Here is a 12875-nt window from a genome sequence, read left to right on the forward strand (position 1 = left end):
TTTTAAAGATGGAAAAAAGAAATCTTAGAAAAGAGAGAATAGGTGTTGTATCTAGTAACAAAATGGAGAAATCTATAGTTGTTTCTGAGGTAAAAAGAGTAAAGCACCCAATGTACGGTAAGTTCGTATTAAAAACGAAAAAGTACGTTGCACATGACGAGAATAACGATTGCAACGAAGGAGATACTGTAAGGATAATGGAAACACGTCCTATGAGTAAATCTAAACGTTGGAGATTAGTAGAAATCCTAGAAAGAGCTAAATAATATGTTACAGACAGAATCAAGATTAAGAGTCGCAGATAACACTGGAGCAAAAGAAGTTTTAGTGATTAGAGTTTTAGGAGGAACAAAAAAGCGTTACGCTAGCGTTGGAGATAAAATTGTAGTAACTGTAAAGTCTGCAACTCCAAACGGAACTGTAAAGAAAGGTCAAGTATCTCGTGCAGTTGTTGTTCGTACTAAGAAGGAAATTAGACGTAAAGACGGATCATACATCAGATTTGATGACAATGCTTGTGTTCTTTTAAATCCTACAGAGGAAATGAGAGGAACTCGTGTATTTGGTCCTGTTGCCCGTGAATTACGTGATAAGCAATTTATGAAGATAGTATCATTAGCACCTGAAGTGCTTTAAATCGACATTAAGATGAAGAAGTTCAAAATTAAATCAGGAGATACTGTTAAAGTATTAGCAGGAGATCACAAAGGATCGGAAGGTAAAGTTTTACAAATTCTTAAAGATAAAGATAGAGTTTTAGTAGAAGGTGTTAATATGGTGTCTAAACACACTAAACCAAGCGCTGCTAATCCTCAAGGAGGAATTGTAAAGAAAGAAGCTCCATTACATATATCAAACGTTGCATTAGTTGAAAATGGCGAAGCAGTAAGAGTTGGTTATAAAGTAGAAGGAGATAAGAAAGTAAGATTTTCAAAAAAATCAGATAAAGCAATATAACCATGAGTTACGTACCAAGATTAAAAGAAGAGTACAAGAGCAGAGTTATCAAAGCTCTTACTGATGAATTTGGTTATAGCAATGTAATGCAAGTACCTAAATTACAAAAGATTGTTGTAAGTAAAGGTGTAGGTGCAGCTATAGCAGATAAGAAATTAATTGAATATGCTGTTGATGAGTTAACTACTATCACAGGTCAAAAAGCAGTTCCAACAATTTCTAAGAAAGACGTTGCAAACTTCAAATTACGTAAAGGAATGCCAATTGGTGCAAAAGTTACGTTAAGAGGTGATAAAATGTTCGAATTTTTAGATAGATTAGTTACAGCTTCTTTACCACGTGTAAGAGACTTTAACGGAATCAAAGCTAACGGTTTTGATGGTAGAGGTAATTACAATTTAGGTATTACTGAACAAATCATCTATCCTGAAATTAATATTGATCAAGTAAAAAAGATTAGTGGTATGGATATTACTTTTGTAACATCTGCAAACACTGATAAAGAAGCTAAATCATTATTAGGAGAATTAGGTTTACCATTTAAAAAGAACTAAAAGATGGCTAAAGAATCAATGAAAGCGCGTGAGCGCAAAAGAGCTAAAACGGTAGCAAAGTATGCAGAAAAGAGAAAGGCTTTAAAAGAAGCTGGAGACTATGAAGCGTTACAAAAATTACCAAAGAATGCATCACCAATTAGAATGCACAATCGTTGTAAATTAACTGGTCGTCCAAAAGGATATATGCGTCAGTTCGGAATTTCACGTGTAACTTTCCGTGAAATGGCTAACCAAGGATTAATTCCAGGAGTAAAAAAAGCAAGCTGGTAAACAGCACGTTTTTATAAATTAAAAAAGGTATATAGCAGTAAAATGCTATATGCCTTTTTTGCTTTTTCTAAAATTATATACCATAGATTACTTGGCTTAATTTAAGTTGAAAATAGATAGAAATTAGACCTAGTTTGTTCCAATAAATTAAGAGTCAAAATGATAAGATTTAAAAACGTTTGAATTTTAAAAAAAATATGTATATTTGCACTCTGTTTTTTATAGGGTAAATTATGTCTTGTAAGTAACTGTTATTAATTAACAAAGCCTTGCAAGTGATTTATTTCTGAAAAACAAAAAATGAATATTAACTGGTTTCAGGTTCAGTAGCTGTTTATTATCAAACAATAAAAAACAAAATATTGAAAACCAAAACCGAAATTTAATTAATTATGTATACAGATCCAATTGCGGATTTTCTTACTCGAGTGAGAAATGCTATTGCAGCAAATCACAGAGTAGTTGAGATTCCTGCTTCAAAGTTGAAGAAGGAAATGACGAAAATTTTGTTCGATCAAGGTTACATTTTAAGCTACCAATTTAATGATGATAAAGTTCAAGGAACTATCAAGATAGCTTTAAAATATGACCGTGACACGAAAGAATCAGTAATCAGAAAGATTCAAAGAATTTCAACACCAGGTTTACGTAAATACGTTGGTTCAAAAGAGATGCCAAGAGTATTAAACGGATTAGGTATTGCTATCGTTTCTACATCGAAAGGTGTAATGACTAACAAGAAAGCAAGACTAGAAAACGTTGGTGGAGAAGTATTATGTTACGTTTATTAATCACTTTGTACAATGAGTAGAATAGGAAAAAATCCAATCGCATTACCACAAGGTGTTGAAGTAAAAGTAGACGGAAACGTGGTTACAGTAAAAGGTAAATTAGGTGAGTTGGCTCAAGAGTTAAAATCTGATATTACTGTAAAAATCGAAGATGGTGTTTTAACAGTTGAAAGACCATCAGATAGTAAAGACCATAGAGCAGCTCACGGTTTATATCGTGCTTTAATCAATAATATGATTGAAGGTGTTACTAAGGGATATACTAAGGAATTAGAGTTAGTAGGTGTAGGTTATAGAGCATCTAACCAAGGGCAAAAATTAGATTTAGCTTTAGGTTTCTCTCACAACATAGTATTAAATTTAGCTCCAGAGGTTAAGGTTGAGACAGTATCTGAAAAAGGTAAAAATCCAATCATTAAATTATCTTCACATGACAAACAATTAGTTGGTCAGGTTGCAGCAAAAATCCGTTCTTTCCGTAAGCCAGAGCCTTACAAAGGAAAAGGAATTAAGTTTGTAGGAGAAGTATTAAGAAGAAAAGCAGGTAAATCTGCATAATAAATTAAGAGAAATTATTATGGCATTATCAAAGCTTGAAAGAAGACAACGAATTAAGTATAGAATTAGAAAAGTTGTTACAGGAACAGCTGCTAAACCAAGATTATCAGTTTTTAGAAGTAACAAAGAAATCTATGCTCAGTTAATTGATGACGTAGCTGGAGTAACTTTAGTATCAGCTTCATCAAGAGATAAAGGAATTGCATCTGGTTCTAAAGCAGAGGCAGCTACAGCAGTAGGTAAATCAATTGCTGAAAAAGCAGTTAAAGCTGGCGTTGAAACAGTTTCTTTCGATAGAAATGGTTTTTTATATCACGGTAGAGTAAAAGTATTAGCAGATGCTGCTAGAGAAGCTGGTTTAAAATTTTAAGAAATTATATTATGTTAGGATATAAAAACGTAGAAAGAGTAAAACCAAGCGGATTAGAGCTTGTAGATAAATTAGTTGGTGTACAACGTGTTACTAAAGTAACTAAAGGAGGTAGAGCATTTGGATTCTCTGCTATCGTAGTTGTTGGAGATGGTAATGGAGTTGTAGGTCACGGATTAGGAAAGTCTAAAGATGTTGCTTCTGCAATTGCTAAGGCAGTAGAAGATGCAAAGAAAAATTTAGTACGTATTCCTATTTTAGATGGAACTTTACCTCACGAACAAAAAGGTAAGTTTGGAGGAGCAAAAGTTTTTATTAAACCAGCTTCACATGGTACGGGAGTTATTGCCGGTGGTGCAGTACGTTCAGTATTAGAATCAGTTGGTATTAAAGACGTATTATCTAAGTCTCAAGGATCTTCTAATCCACATAACGTAGTAAAAGCTACTTTTGATGCTTTATTACAGTTACGTAGTGCAGCTACTATTGCTAAGCAAAGAGGTATTTCTTTAGAGAAAGTTTTTAACGGTTAAAATTTAAGACGATGAGTAAAATTAGAGTTACACAAGTAAAAAGTCAAATCGGTCGCCTTAAAAATCAAAAGAGAACTTTAGAGGCATTAGGATTACGAAGAATGAACCAAACAGTAGAGCACGAGGCAACTCCTTCTATTATTGGTATGGTAAATACAGTTAAACACTTAATTTCTGTAGAGGAAGTTAAATAAGACAATATATAATCATGAGTTTACACAACTTAAAACCAGCAGAGGGATCTGTTAAGAAAGTTAAGAGAATTGCACGTGGTGAAGGTTCTGGTAAAGGTGGTACTGCTGCTAGAGGTCACAAAGGAGCTAAGTCTCGTTCTGGTTATTCTCGTAAAGTAGGATTTGAAGGAGGACAAATGCCACTTCAAAGACGTGTACCTAAATTTGGTTTCACAAACATTAACCGTAAAGAATACGTTGGTGTTAATTTAGACAAATTACAAGGATTAGTAGATAGCGGAAAAATTACAGATACAGTTAATTTAGACGTTTTAGTAGAAAATCGTTTAGCTCGTAAAAACGACTTAGTAAAAATATTAGGTGGTGGAGAATTAAAAGCTAAATTAAATATAACTGTACATAAATTTACTGCATCAGCAAAAGCGGCTATTGAGGCTGCAGGTGGTGAGGCAGTTACCTTATAAGAATTGTAAATGATGAATTTTATAAATACTTTAAAAGATATTTGGAAGATAGAAGAGTTAAAAGAGAAATTACTTTTAACTTTAGGTTTAATTGCTGTTTACCGTTTTATGGCGGCAGTTCCATTACCTGGAATTGACCCAACACAGTTATCAGCTTTACAAGACAGTACTTCCGAAGGTCTTTTAGGTTTATTAAACGCATTTACAGGAGGGGCATTTGCTAGAGCGTCAGTTATGGCACTTGGTATAATGCCTTACATTTCAGCATCTATTGTAGTTCAGTTAATGGGTATTGCGGTACCATATTTACAGAAATTACAAAAAGATGGAGAAAGTGGACGTAAGAAGATTACGCAAATAACAAGATGGCTTACTATTGCTATTACATTGTTTCAAGCACCAACCTATATTGGTATTATTCAAAACCAAATGGGATTAGGACCTGAAGCATTTTTAGTAACAGGAGTTCAATTTTGGGTGTCATCAATTATTCTTTTAAGTGCAGGAACAATTTTTGCAATGTGGTTAGGAGAGCGTATTACTGATAAAGGAGTTGGTAACGGAATATCGTTATTAATTACTGTTGGTATTATTGCTAATTTCCCAGCTGCTTTTATTCAAGAATTGCTTTCTAAGCAAACGGCAGGAGCTGGAGGAATAATGATGATATTAATCGAATTAATAGTTTGGTTTGTAGTAATCTTGTTAACCGTATTATTAGTTACAGCAGTACGTAAAGTAGCAGTTCAGTATGCACGTCGTACAGCAGTTACAAACATTAAAGATGTTGATGGCGCTCGCCAGTACATTCCATTAAAATTGAATGCAGCTGGAGTAATGCCAATTATTTTTGCACAAGCTATTATGTTTTTACCAGTAGCTTTAGGTCAAAAATTCCCAGCATTAAACAGTTTAACTGATAATTTCGGGTTATGGTACAATGTTATATTTGCTTTCTTAATTATTGTTTTTAGTTATTTTTATACGGCGATTACAATCCCAACAAACAAAATGGCTGAAGACTTAAAGAGAAGTAATGGTTTTGTTCCTGGATATAAACCAGGAGAAGAAACAGCTAACTTTTTAGATTCAGTGTTATCAAAAATAACATTACCAGGGTCTATCTTTTTAGCAGCGTTATCTATTTTACCTGCAATCATTGTTAAGTTTGGAGTTACTCAAAACTGGGCAATGTTCTTTGGAGGAACATCTTTAATCATTATGGTTGGAGTTGCAATAGATACCATTCAGCAAATCAATTCGTATTTATTAAACAGTCGTTATGACGGTTTAATGAAAACAGGTAACAGTAACAGAAAATCGTTAAAATAGTATGGCTAAGCAACCAGCAATTCAACAAGACGGAACCATTACAGAAGCATTATCAAATGCAATGTTTCGAGTGGAATTAGAGAACGGACATATTGTTACGGCTCACATTTCAGGAAAAATGCGTATGCATTATATCAAATTATTACCTGGAGATAAGGTGAAATTAGAAATGAGTCCATACGATTTAACTAAGGCAAGAATTACTTACAGATATTAAAAAAACACACTGATGAAAGTAAGAGCATCATTAAAGAAAAGAAGTGCCGAGTGCAAAATAGTGCGCAGAAAAGGCAGATTATACGTAATAAACAAAAAGAATCCTAGATTTAAACAAAGACAAGGGTAATGGCAAGAATAGCAGGTATAGATATTCCAAAGAATAAAAGAGGTGTTATCGCTTTAACTTACATCTTTGGTATAGGAAACAGCAGAGCTAAAGAAGTTTTAGCAAATGCAAAAGTTGATGAGAGTATCAAAGTTCAAGATTGGACTGATGATCAAATTGCAGCGATTCGTGAGCAAGTAGGAACTTTTACCATTGAAGGTGAGTTACGTTCGGAAGTTCAGTTAAACATCAAACGTTTAATGGACATCGGATGTCAAAGAGGTATTCGTCATAGATTAGGTTTACCTTTAAGAGGACAAAGAACTAAGAATAACTCTCGTACAAGAAAAGGTAAGAGAAAAACTGTAGCTAACAAGAAAAAATAATCACTGATTATTTTTTACTAATAGTAAAGAATTATGGCAAAGTCTAAAATAACAAAAAAACGTAAAGTTGTAATTGAATCAGTAGGTGAAGCTCACGTAACTGCATCATTCAACAACATTATTATTTCTTTAACAAACAAAAAAGGTGACGTTATTTCTTGGTCATCTGCAGGAAAAATGGGCTTCAGAGGTTCTAAAAAGAACACTCCTTATGCAGCTCAATTAGCAGCAGAAGATTGTGCTAACGTAGCAAAAGAAGCAGGTTTACGTAAAGTAAAAGTGTATGTTAAAGGACCAGGTAACGGTAGAGAGTCTGCAATCAGATCTATCCACAATTCAGGAATCGAAGTAACAGAAATTATTGATGTTACACCTATTCCTCATAATGGATGTCGTCCACCTAAAAGAAGAAGAGTATAAGTTGATGTAAATCAACTTATATTTTGTTTTAGTGTACTTTTGTACGCAACAAATTATATTTTAAACAAAAGTAGGAATAAGATTATCGAAGGAGTTAGCCTTAATTCATAATCCCTACTAAATTATTAAGAAATGGCAAGATATACAGGACCAAAGACTAAAATTGCTCGTAAATTTGGCGAGGCAATCTTCGGAGAAGATAAAAACTTCGAAAAAAGAAATTTCCCTCCAGGGCAACACGGAAATGCTAGAAGAAGAGGAAAGAAATCTGAATATGCTATCCAATTAATGGAAAAGCAAAAAGCTAAATACTCTTATGGTATTTTAGAGCGTCAGTTTAGAAACTTATTCAAAAAAGCATCTGCTTCTAAAGGAATTACAGGTGAGGTTTTATTACAATTATGTGAGTCTCGTTTAGATAACGTAGTATTCCGTTTAGGAATAGCTAACTCTAGAAGAGCAGGACGTCAATTAGTATCTCACCGTCACATTACTGTAAACGGTGAAATCGTAAACATCCCATCTTATAGTTTAAAAGCAGGAGATGTTGTTGCTGTAAGAGAAAAGTCTAAGTCATTAGAAGCTATTGAGAATTCATTAGCATCTAACAACAATGTTTTCGAATGGTTAAGCTGGAATGCTGATCAAAAATCTGGAACTTTTATTAAAGCACCAGAAAGATTACAAATTCCTGAGAACATTAAAGAGCAATTAATCGTAGAATTATACTCTAAATAATAAATTAATCATATTGAAATTCAGCCAAAGGGTTTATTTGAACTTCTTCAAACTTATAAACCGCGCAACTGAATAACAATTAAAAAGAAGAACAAAAACTATGGCAATTTTAAATTTTCAAAAGCCTGATAAAGTAATAATGATTGAATCTACTGATTTTTCAGGAAGATTCGAATTCAGACCTCTTGAACCAGGTTTTGGATTAACAATTGGAAACGCTTTAAGAAGAGTATTATTATCTTCTTTAGAAGGGTTCGCAATTACATCATTACGTGTTGACGGGGTTGATCACGAGTTTTCAACTATTCAAGGTGTTGTAGAAGATGTAACAGAAATCATCTTAAACTTAAAACAAGTTCGTTTTAAGAAGCAAATTGAAGAGTCTGATAGAGAAACAGTTTCTATTGCAGTATCTGGTCAAGAGCAATTAACGGCAGGAGATTTACAAAAATTTATCTCAGGTTTCCAAGTACTAAACCCAGATTTAGTATTATGTAACATGGATAAGTCTGTAAACTTCAATGCAGAAATCACTATCGAAAAAGGTAGAGGTTTTGTACCAGCTGAAGAAAACAAAAGAGCAGGAGCTCCATTAGGAACAATTTTTACAGATTCTATTTACACTCCTATAAAGAATGTAAAGTATGGTGTAGAAAACTTCCGTGTAGAACAAAAGACAGATTACGAAAAATTAGTTTTCGATATCGATACTGACGGTTCTATCAATCCAAAAGATGCATTAACAGAGGCAGCTAAAATTTTAATCCACCACTTTATGTTATTCTCAGATGAGCGTATAACATTAGAGGCAGATGAAATTGCTCAAACTGAAACATATGATGAGGAATCATTACATATGCGTCAGTTATTAAAGACGAAATTAGTTGATATGGATTTATCAGTTCGTGCTTTAAACTGCTTAAAAGCTGCAGAAGTAGATACTTTAGGAGACTTAGTATCATTTAACAAAAGTGATTTAATGAAATTTAGAAACTTTGGTAAGAAGTCGTTAACTGAATTAGATGAGTTAGTGGCAAACAAAAACTTAAGTTTCGGAATGGATTTAAGCAAATATAAATTAGATAGAGATTAACCTTTCATATTTTGCTCCCCTTAGTGGGTTGAAGCAAGATGAGAGCTAAAAACCAAATGTCATGAGACACGGAAAGAAATTTAATCATTTAGGTAGACAAACAGCGCACAGAAAAGCGATGTTAGCAAATATGGCTTGTTCATTAATTGAACACAAGCGTATTAATACAACAGTTGCGAAAGCAAAAGCTTTACGTAAGTTTGTTGAGCCTTTAATTACTAAGTCTAAAGAAGACACAACTCACAACCGTCGTGTTGTATTTAGTTACTTACGTAATAAATACTCTGTTACAGAATTATTCAAAGAAGTTTCTGTAAAAGTAGGAGACAGACCAGGAGGATATGTTCGTATCATCAAATTAGGAAACCGTCAGGGAGATAACGCTCCTATGGCAATGGTAGAATTAGTTGATTACAACGAATTATACAATCCAAAAGGAAACAAAGCTAAGAAGAGTACTCGTCGTAGCCGTCGTGGTGGTGCGAAGAAAGTTGAAGCTGCTGTTGAAACTACAACTTCACAAGAAGAAGAATAAAAATGAAAGTTTTTATAAATTATATCAAGGGGATAAACATTTAATGTTTATCCCTTTTTTTATATATTTTTGCATACAAATTACACAACACACTAAATGAAATATCAAGCACGTAAAAAAGCATTAGTTCTATTAGCAGATGGAACTATCTTCTACGGAAAATCTATCGGAATAGAAGGAACAGCTACAGGGGAAATTTGTTTCAATACTGGAATGACAGGTTACCAAGAAATTTTTACAGATCCATCTTATTTTGGACAAATGATGGTAACTACAAATGCTCATATTGGTAATTATGGTATCAATAATGAAGAAAATGAATCTGAAAGTATAAAAATATCAGGCTTAATTTGCCGTAACTTTAGTTTCACACACTCGAGAGTAGATTCTGATAGTAACTTATACGATTGGTTTGAAAAACATAATCTAGTTGCTATATCTGATGTAGATACTAGAGCATTGGTTTCTTACATCAGAGATAATGGAGCAATGAATGCTATTATTTCAACAGAGATTGATAATATTGATGAGTTAAAGAAGCAATTAGCTGAAACTCCAAATATGGAAGGATTAGAATTAGCTTCGAAAGTATCTACTAAAGAACCATTTTTTGTTGGAGATGAGAATTCATCTATTAAAATATCGGCTTTAGACATAGGAATTAAAAAGAATATTTTAAGAAACTTAGTAAAAAGAGGAGCTTACGTTAAAGTATATCCATACAATGCTAGTTTCGAACAAATGAGCGATTTTAATCCTGATGGTTACTTTATTTCTAATGGACCTGGTGATCCAGAGCCATTAGTAGAAGCACAAAATACAGCAAAAGAAATAATAGAAAGAAATTTACCACTATTTGGTATTTGTTTAGGACATCAAGTTATTGCTTTAGCTAATGGGATTTCTACTTATAAAATGCATAATGGGCATAGGGGAATTAATCATCCTGTAAAGAATTTACTTACAGGAAAGGGAGAAATAACTTCTCAAAATCACGGATTTGCTATCAATAGAGAAGAAACTGAAGCACATGCTGATGTTGAGATTACACATGTACATTTAAATGATCATACGGTAGCAGGAATTAGAATGAAGTCTAAAAACGTATTTTCAGTACAATATCACCCAGAAGCAAGTCCAGGGCCACATGATTCAGAATATTTATTCGATCAGTTTATAGAAAATATAAAAAAGGCAAAGGTAGAAGCGTAAACGTTTTCGTAATTAGTTTTACACAAATAACCAATAATCGGACACAATTAGTAAATTAGCAAGTATAAAAATAGCATTCCCGTGAGTTTAAATTCACGGGAATCTATATTAAAAATAAACAATTATGAGTATTATAATCAACATTCACGCACGTCAAATTTTTGATTCAAGAGGTAATCCAACAGTAGAAGTAGATGTAACTACAGAAAATGGAGTTATGGGGAGAGCTGCAGTTCCATCAGGAGCTTCAACAGGAGAGCATGAAGCAGTAGAGTTGCGTGATGGAGGTGATAAATATATGGGGAAAGGTGTGTTAAAAGCTGTAGAGAATGTAAACACATTAATCGCTCAAGAATTATTAGGAGTATCAGTTTTTGAACAAAACATGATTGACCAGTTAATGATTGATTTAGATGGAACTCCAAATAAATCTAGAATTGGTGCCAATGCTATCTTAGGAGTATCATTAGCCGTTGCTAAAGCTGCAGCAAATGAATTAGGATTGCCATTATATCGTTATGTAGGAGGGGTGTCAGCAAATACATTACCAGTACCAATGATGAATATTATCAACGGAGGTTCACATTCAGATGCACCAATCGCATTCCAAGAGTTTATGGTAATGCCAGTAAAGGCTAAGAACTTTACAGAGGCGATGCAAGTTGGTTCTGAGATTTTTCACCATTTAAAGAAAGTATTACACGATCGTAATTTATCTACTGCAGTAGGAGATGAGGGAGGTTTTGCTCCAACATTAGAAGGAACAGAAGATGCAATTGAAACAATTGCTTTAGCTACTAAAAATGCAGGATATGCATTTGGTGAAGAAGTAATGATTGCTTTAGATTGTGCAGCAGCAGAATTCTATGTAGATGGTAAATATGATTACACGAAGTTTGAAGGAGCCAAAGGAGAAGTTCGTTCAAGCAAAGAACAAGCTGATTATCTTGCATCCTTAGCAGAGAAATATCCAATCATATCAATAGAAGATGGTATGGATGAAAATGATTGGGAAGGATGGAAATATTTAACTGAAATTTGTGGAGATAAAGTACAATTAGTAGGAGATGATTTATTTGTAACTAATGTAGAACGTTTATCTAGAGGAATTGAAAATGGTATTGCAAATTCAATTTTAATTAAAGTAAATCAAATAGGTACTTTAACTGAAACAATTGCAGCAGTAAATATGGCGCATAACGCCGGGTTTACATCAGTAATGAGTCACCGTTCTGGAGAAACAGAAGATAATACTATTGCAGATTTAGCGGTAGCATTAAACACAGGGCAAATTAAAACAGGTTCGGCTTCTCGTTCAGATCGTATGGCAAAGTATAATCAATTGTTACGTATTGAAGAAGAGCTTGGAGATGTTGCTTTCTTTCCACAAGAAAAAGCATTTAAAGTAAAATAAAAGTATAGTAAATACAATAATTCAAACCTTGTTAGATTTTCTAACGAGGTTTTTTGTTTCTTTATACTTTAATTAAAATACTATGAAAAAGAAGATATTTATTATACTTACAACAATTGCTTTTATTTCTTGTCATTCAACTAAATATTATCATTCTGGAAATGTAAACTCAAGTTTGAATTTTCAAAAAGGGAAATGGTTATTAAAAAATGTTGAATCACACAAAAATATTCAAGATATTTTAACAAAAATAGCTAAGGAAGAATTTAAAATATTATTAGGAAAGAGGTTTTCAATAGCTACTAATGTGGGAGGAATATTTGTACCTAATACTATTCCAAATAATCCAAGTAAATCAATTTTAGAAGATATTAAAAATGGAACAGGTTATGATTATCTTATCAATATAAAAGCAAAGAAAATATCTGATGAAGTTGGGTTTTTAGAAACAGGGAATACATTGTCTTCTTTAGAGAATTCTGGAGAAATTACATTAGAAATTTACGATTTAAATTTACTTGAAAAAATATATTCTCAATCAGCAATTGGAAAAATGCATATTCCAAAAAATAATGAAGATTTTGGTTTTTCTAAAAGTGCAGATAATATAATTATTACTAGTTTAACAAGAATACTGAAAAAAATAAAGAAAAATCAGATAAAATAATAAAGATGATTTTTTCGGTTAATAATGAATTTTTAAAATTTTAGGGTTTATACAAAATC

The 12875-nt window shown here is 32.8% G+C and carries 22 protein-coding genes; all 22 read left to right on the plus strand.

Annotated elements, in window-relative coordinates:
- Nucleotides 1-8: 8 nt before the first annotated feature.
- The 22 genes from rpsQ (at nt 9) to Q0958_RS08980 (ending at nt 12816) form a co-directional block, all read left to right on the plus strand.
- Entirely contained in the window at nt 9-266 is a 258-nt protein-coding gene (gene rpsQ, locus Q0958_RS08875; protein ID WP_028890734.1) for a 30S ribosomal protein S17, read from the plus strand.
- A gap of 1 nt (nt 267) precedes the next feature.
- Nucleotides 268-636, plus strand: a complete 369-nt coding sequence (gene rplN / locus Q0958_RS08880; protein WP_150900302.1) for a 50S ribosomal protein L14 — start codon at nt 268-270, stop codon at nt 634-636.
- A gap of 12 nt (nt 637-648) precedes the next feature.
- A complete protein-coding gene (gene rplX / locus Q0958_RS08885) occupies nt 649-957 on the plus strand; it encodes a 50S ribosomal protein L24 (RefSeq protein WP_272149887.1) in 309 nt (102 codons plus the stop codon).
- Nucleotides 958-959: 2 nt separating this feature from the next.
- Entirely contained in the window at nt 960-1511 is a 552-nt protein-coding gene (rplE, locus tag Q0958_RS08890) for a 50S ribosomal protein L5 (protein ID WP_272149886.1), read from the plus strand.
- Between the two features lie 3 nt (nt 1512-1514).
- Nucleotides 1515-1784 carry a 30S ribosomal protein S14 gene (gene rpsN, locus Q0958_RS08895; RefSeq protein ID WP_091891535.1) on the plus strand — a complete coding sequence of 90 codons (270 nt, stop codon included), beginning with the start codon at nt 1515-1517 and terminating at the stop codon, nt 1782-1784.
- Between the two features lie 392 nt (nt 1785-2176).
- On the plus strand, nt 2177-2575 hold the full coding sequence (rpsH, locus tag Q0958_RS08900; protein ID WP_272149885.1) for a 30S ribosomal protein S8: 399 nt from the start codon (nt 2177-2179) through the stop codon (nt 2573-2575).
- A 12-nt stretch (nt 2576-2587) separates the two neighbouring features.
- The gene (rplF, locus tag Q0958_RS08905; protein ID WP_272149884.1) at nt 2588-3133 is read left to right on the plus strand and encodes a 50S ribosomal protein L6; all 546 of its coding nucleotides are present in this window, start codon (nt 2588-2590) and stop codon (nt 3131-3133) included.
- Nucleotides 3134-3152: 19 nt separating this feature from the next.
- Nucleotides 3153-3503, plus strand: a complete 351-nt coding sequence (rplR, locus tag Q0958_RS08910; RefSeq protein WP_150900297.1) for a 50S ribosomal protein L18 — start codon at nt 3153-3155, stop codon at nt 3501-3503.
- Nucleotides 3504-3511: 8 nt separating this feature from the next.
- The gene (gene rpsE / locus Q0958_RS08915; RefSeq protein WP_150900296.1) at nt 3512-4036 is read left to right on the plus strand and encodes a 30S ribosomal protein S5; all 525 of its coding nucleotides are present in this window, start codon (nt 3512-3514) and stop codon (nt 4034-4036) included.
- Between the two features lie 11 nt (nt 4037-4047).
- Nucleotides 4048-4230 (plus strand): 50S ribosomal protein L30, encoded by a 183-nt coding sequence (rpmD, locus tag Q0958_RS08920; protein ID WP_150900295.1) that lies wholly within the window; start codon nt 4048-4050, stop codon nt 4228-4230.
- A 14-nt stretch (nt 4231-4244) separates the two neighbouring features.
- Nucleotides 4245-4694 carry a 50S ribosomal protein L15 gene (gene rplO / locus Q0958_RS08925; RefSeq protein ID WP_235273049.1) on the plus strand — a complete coding sequence of 150 codons (450 nt, stop codon included), beginning with the start codon at nt 4245-4247 and terminating at the stop codon, nt 4692-4694.
- A gap of 12 nt (nt 4695-4706) precedes the next feature.
- Complete coding sequence (gene secY, locus Q0958_RS08930; protein ID WP_299122391.1) at nt 4707-6026, plus strand: preprotein translocase subunit SecY; 1320 nt, start codon at nt 4707-4709, stop codon at nt 6024-6026.
- A 1-nt stretch (nt 6027) separates the two neighbouring features.
- Nucleotides 6028-6243: a translation initiation factor IF-1 gene (gene infA, locus Q0958_RS08935; protein WP_068206835.1), complete on the plus strand. Its 216-nt coding sequence runs from the start codon at nt 6028-6030 to the stop codon at nt 6241-6243.
- Nucleotides 6244-6255: 12 nt separating this feature from the next.
- Nucleotides 6256-6372: a type B 50S ribosomal protein L36 gene (gene ykgO, locus Q0958_RS08940; RefSeq protein ID WP_073316873.1), complete on the plus strand. Its 117-nt coding sequence runs from the start codon at nt 6256-6258 to the stop codon at nt 6370-6372.
- A complete protein-coding gene (gene rpsM, locus Q0958_RS08945) occupies nt 6372-6737 on the plus strand; it encodes a 30S ribosomal protein S13 (protein WP_272149881.1) in 366 nt (121 codons plus the stop codon). Before ykgO ends, rpsM begins: the two co-directional genes overlap by 1 nt.
- Nucleotides 6738-6770: 33 nt before the next feature.
- Complete coding sequence (rpsK, locus tag Q0958_RS08950; protein ID WP_272149880.1) at nt 6771-7157, plus strand: 30S ribosomal protein S11; 387 nt, start codon at nt 6771-6773, stop codon at nt 7155-7157.
- A 132-nt stretch (nt 7158-7289) separates the two neighbouring features.
- A complete protein-coding gene (rpsD, locus tag Q0958_RS08955) occupies nt 7290-7895 on the plus strand; it encodes a 30S ribosomal protein S4 (RefSeq protein ID WP_272149879.1) in 606 nt (201 codons plus the stop codon).
- Nucleotides 7896-7995: 100 nt separating this feature from the next.
- A complete protein-coding gene (locus Q0958_RS08960; RefSeq protein ID WP_150900290.1) occupies nt 7996-8988 on the plus strand; it encodes a DNA-directed RNA polymerase subunit alpha in 993 nt (330 codons plus the stop codon).
- Between the two features lie 61 nt (nt 8989-9049).
- The gene (gene rplQ / locus Q0958_RS08965) at nt 9050-9523 is read left to right on the plus strand and encodes a 50S ribosomal protein L17 (protein ID WP_150900289.1); all 474 of its coding nucleotides are present in this window, start codon (nt 9050-9052) and stop codon (nt 9521-9523) included.
- Between the two features lie 96 nt (nt 9524-9619).
- Entirely contained in the window at nt 9620-10735 is a 1116-nt protein-coding gene (gene carA, locus Q0958_RS08970; RefSeq protein WP_299122170.1) for a glutamine-hydrolyzing carbamoyl-phosphate synthase small subunit, read from the plus strand.
- A 124-nt stretch (nt 10736-10859) separates the two neighbouring features.
- Nucleotides 10860-12149 carry a phosphopyruvate hydratase gene (gene eno, locus Q0958_RS08975; RefSeq protein ID WP_235273047.1) on the plus strand — a complete coding sequence of 430 codons (1290 nt, stop codon included), beginning with the start codon at nt 10860-10862 and terminating at the stop codon, nt 12147-12149.
- 82 nt (nt 12150-12231) lie between these two features.
- Nucleotides 12232-12816 (plus strand): hypothetical protein, encoded by a 585-nt coding sequence (locus Q0958_RS08980; protein ID WP_299122173.1) that lies wholly within the window; start codon nt 12232-12234, stop codon nt 12814-12816.
- The last annotated feature ends 59 nt before the right edge of the window (nt 12817-12875 follow it).

The organism is uncultured Tenacibaculum sp., from assembly GCF_947499065.1.
Lineage (GTDB): Bacteria > Bacteroidota > Bacteroidia > Flavobacteriales > Flavobacteriaceae > Polaribacter.

Bases quoted from the DNA above. Each gene is read 5' to 3' on its own strand.
- rpsQ (WP_028890734.1), top strand. From the start codon at position 9: ATGGAAAAAAGAAATCTTAGAAAAGAGAGAATAGGTGTTGTATCTAGT.
- rplN (WP_150900302.1), top strand. From the start codon at position 268: ATGTTACAGACAGAATCAAGATTAAGAGTCGCAGATAACACTGGAGCA.
- rplX (WP_272149887.1), top strand. From the start codon at position 649: ATGAAGAAGTTCAAAATTAAATCAGGAGATACTGTTAAAGTATTAGCA.
- rplE (WP_272149886.1), top strand. From the start codon at position 960: ATGAGTTACGTACCAAGATTAAAAGAAGAGTACAAGAGCAGAGTTATC.
- rpsN (WP_091891535.1), top strand. From the start codon at position 1,515: ATGGCTAAAGAATCAATGAAAGCGCGTGAGCGCAAAAGAGCTAAAACG.
- rpsH (WP_272149885.1), top strand. From the start codon at position 2,177: ATGTATACAGATCCAATTGCGGATTTTCTTACTCGAGTGAGAAATGCT.
- rplF (WP_272149884.1), top strand. From the start codon at position 2,588: ATGAGTAGAATAGGAAAAAATCCAATCGCATTACCACAAGGTGTTGAA.
- rplR (WP_150900297.1), top strand. From the start codon at position 3,153: ATGGCATTATCAAAGCTTGAAAGAAGACAACGAATTAAGTATAGAATT.
- rpmD (WP_150900295.1), top strand. From the start codon at position 4,048: ATGAGTAAAATTAGAGTTACACAAGTAAAAAGTCAAATCGGTCGCCTT.
- rplO (WP_235273049.1), top strand. From the start codon at position 4,245: ATGAGTTTACACAACTTAAAACCAGCAGAGGGATCTGTTAAGAAAGTT.
- secY (WP_299122391.1), top strand. From the start codon at position 4,707: ATGAATTTTATAAATACTTTAAAAGATATTTGGAAGATAGAAGAGTTA.
- infA (WP_068206835.1), top strand. From the start codon at position 6,028: ATGGCTAAGCAACCAGCAATTCAACAAGACGGAACCATTACAGAAGCA.
- ykgO (WP_073316873.1), top strand. From the start codon at position 6,256: ATGAAAGTAAGAGCATCATTAAAGAAAAGAAGTGCCGAGTGCAAAATA.
- rpsM (WP_272149881.1), top strand. From the start codon at position 6,372: ATGGCAAGAATAGCAGGTATAGATATTCCAAAGAATAAAAGAGGTGTT.
- rpsK (WP_272149880.1), top strand. From the start codon at position 6,771: ATGGCAAAGTCTAAAATAACAAAAAAACGTAAAGTTGTAATTGAATCA.
- rpsD (WP_272149879.1), top strand. From the start codon at position 7,290: ATGGCAAGATATACAGGACCAAAGACTAAAATTGCTCGTAAATTTGGC.
- Q0958_RS08960 (WP_150900290.1), top strand. From the start codon at position 7,996: ATGGCAATTTTAAATTTTCAAAAGCCTGATAAAGTAATAATGATTGAA.
- rplQ (WP_150900289.1), top strand. From the start codon at position 9,050: ATGAGACACGGAAAGAAATTTAATCATTTAGGTAGACAAACAGCGCAC.
- carA (WP_299122170.1), top strand. From the start codon at position 9,620: ATGAAATATCAAGCACGTAAAAAAGCATTAGTTCTATTAGCAGATGGA.
- eno (WP_235273047.1), top strand. From the start codon at position 10,860: ATGAGTATTATAATCAACATTCACGCACGTCAAATTTTTGATTCAAGA.
- Q0958_RS08980 (WP_299122173.1), top strand. From the start codon at position 12,232: ATGAAAAAGAAGATATTTATTATACTTACAACAATTGCTTTTATTTCT.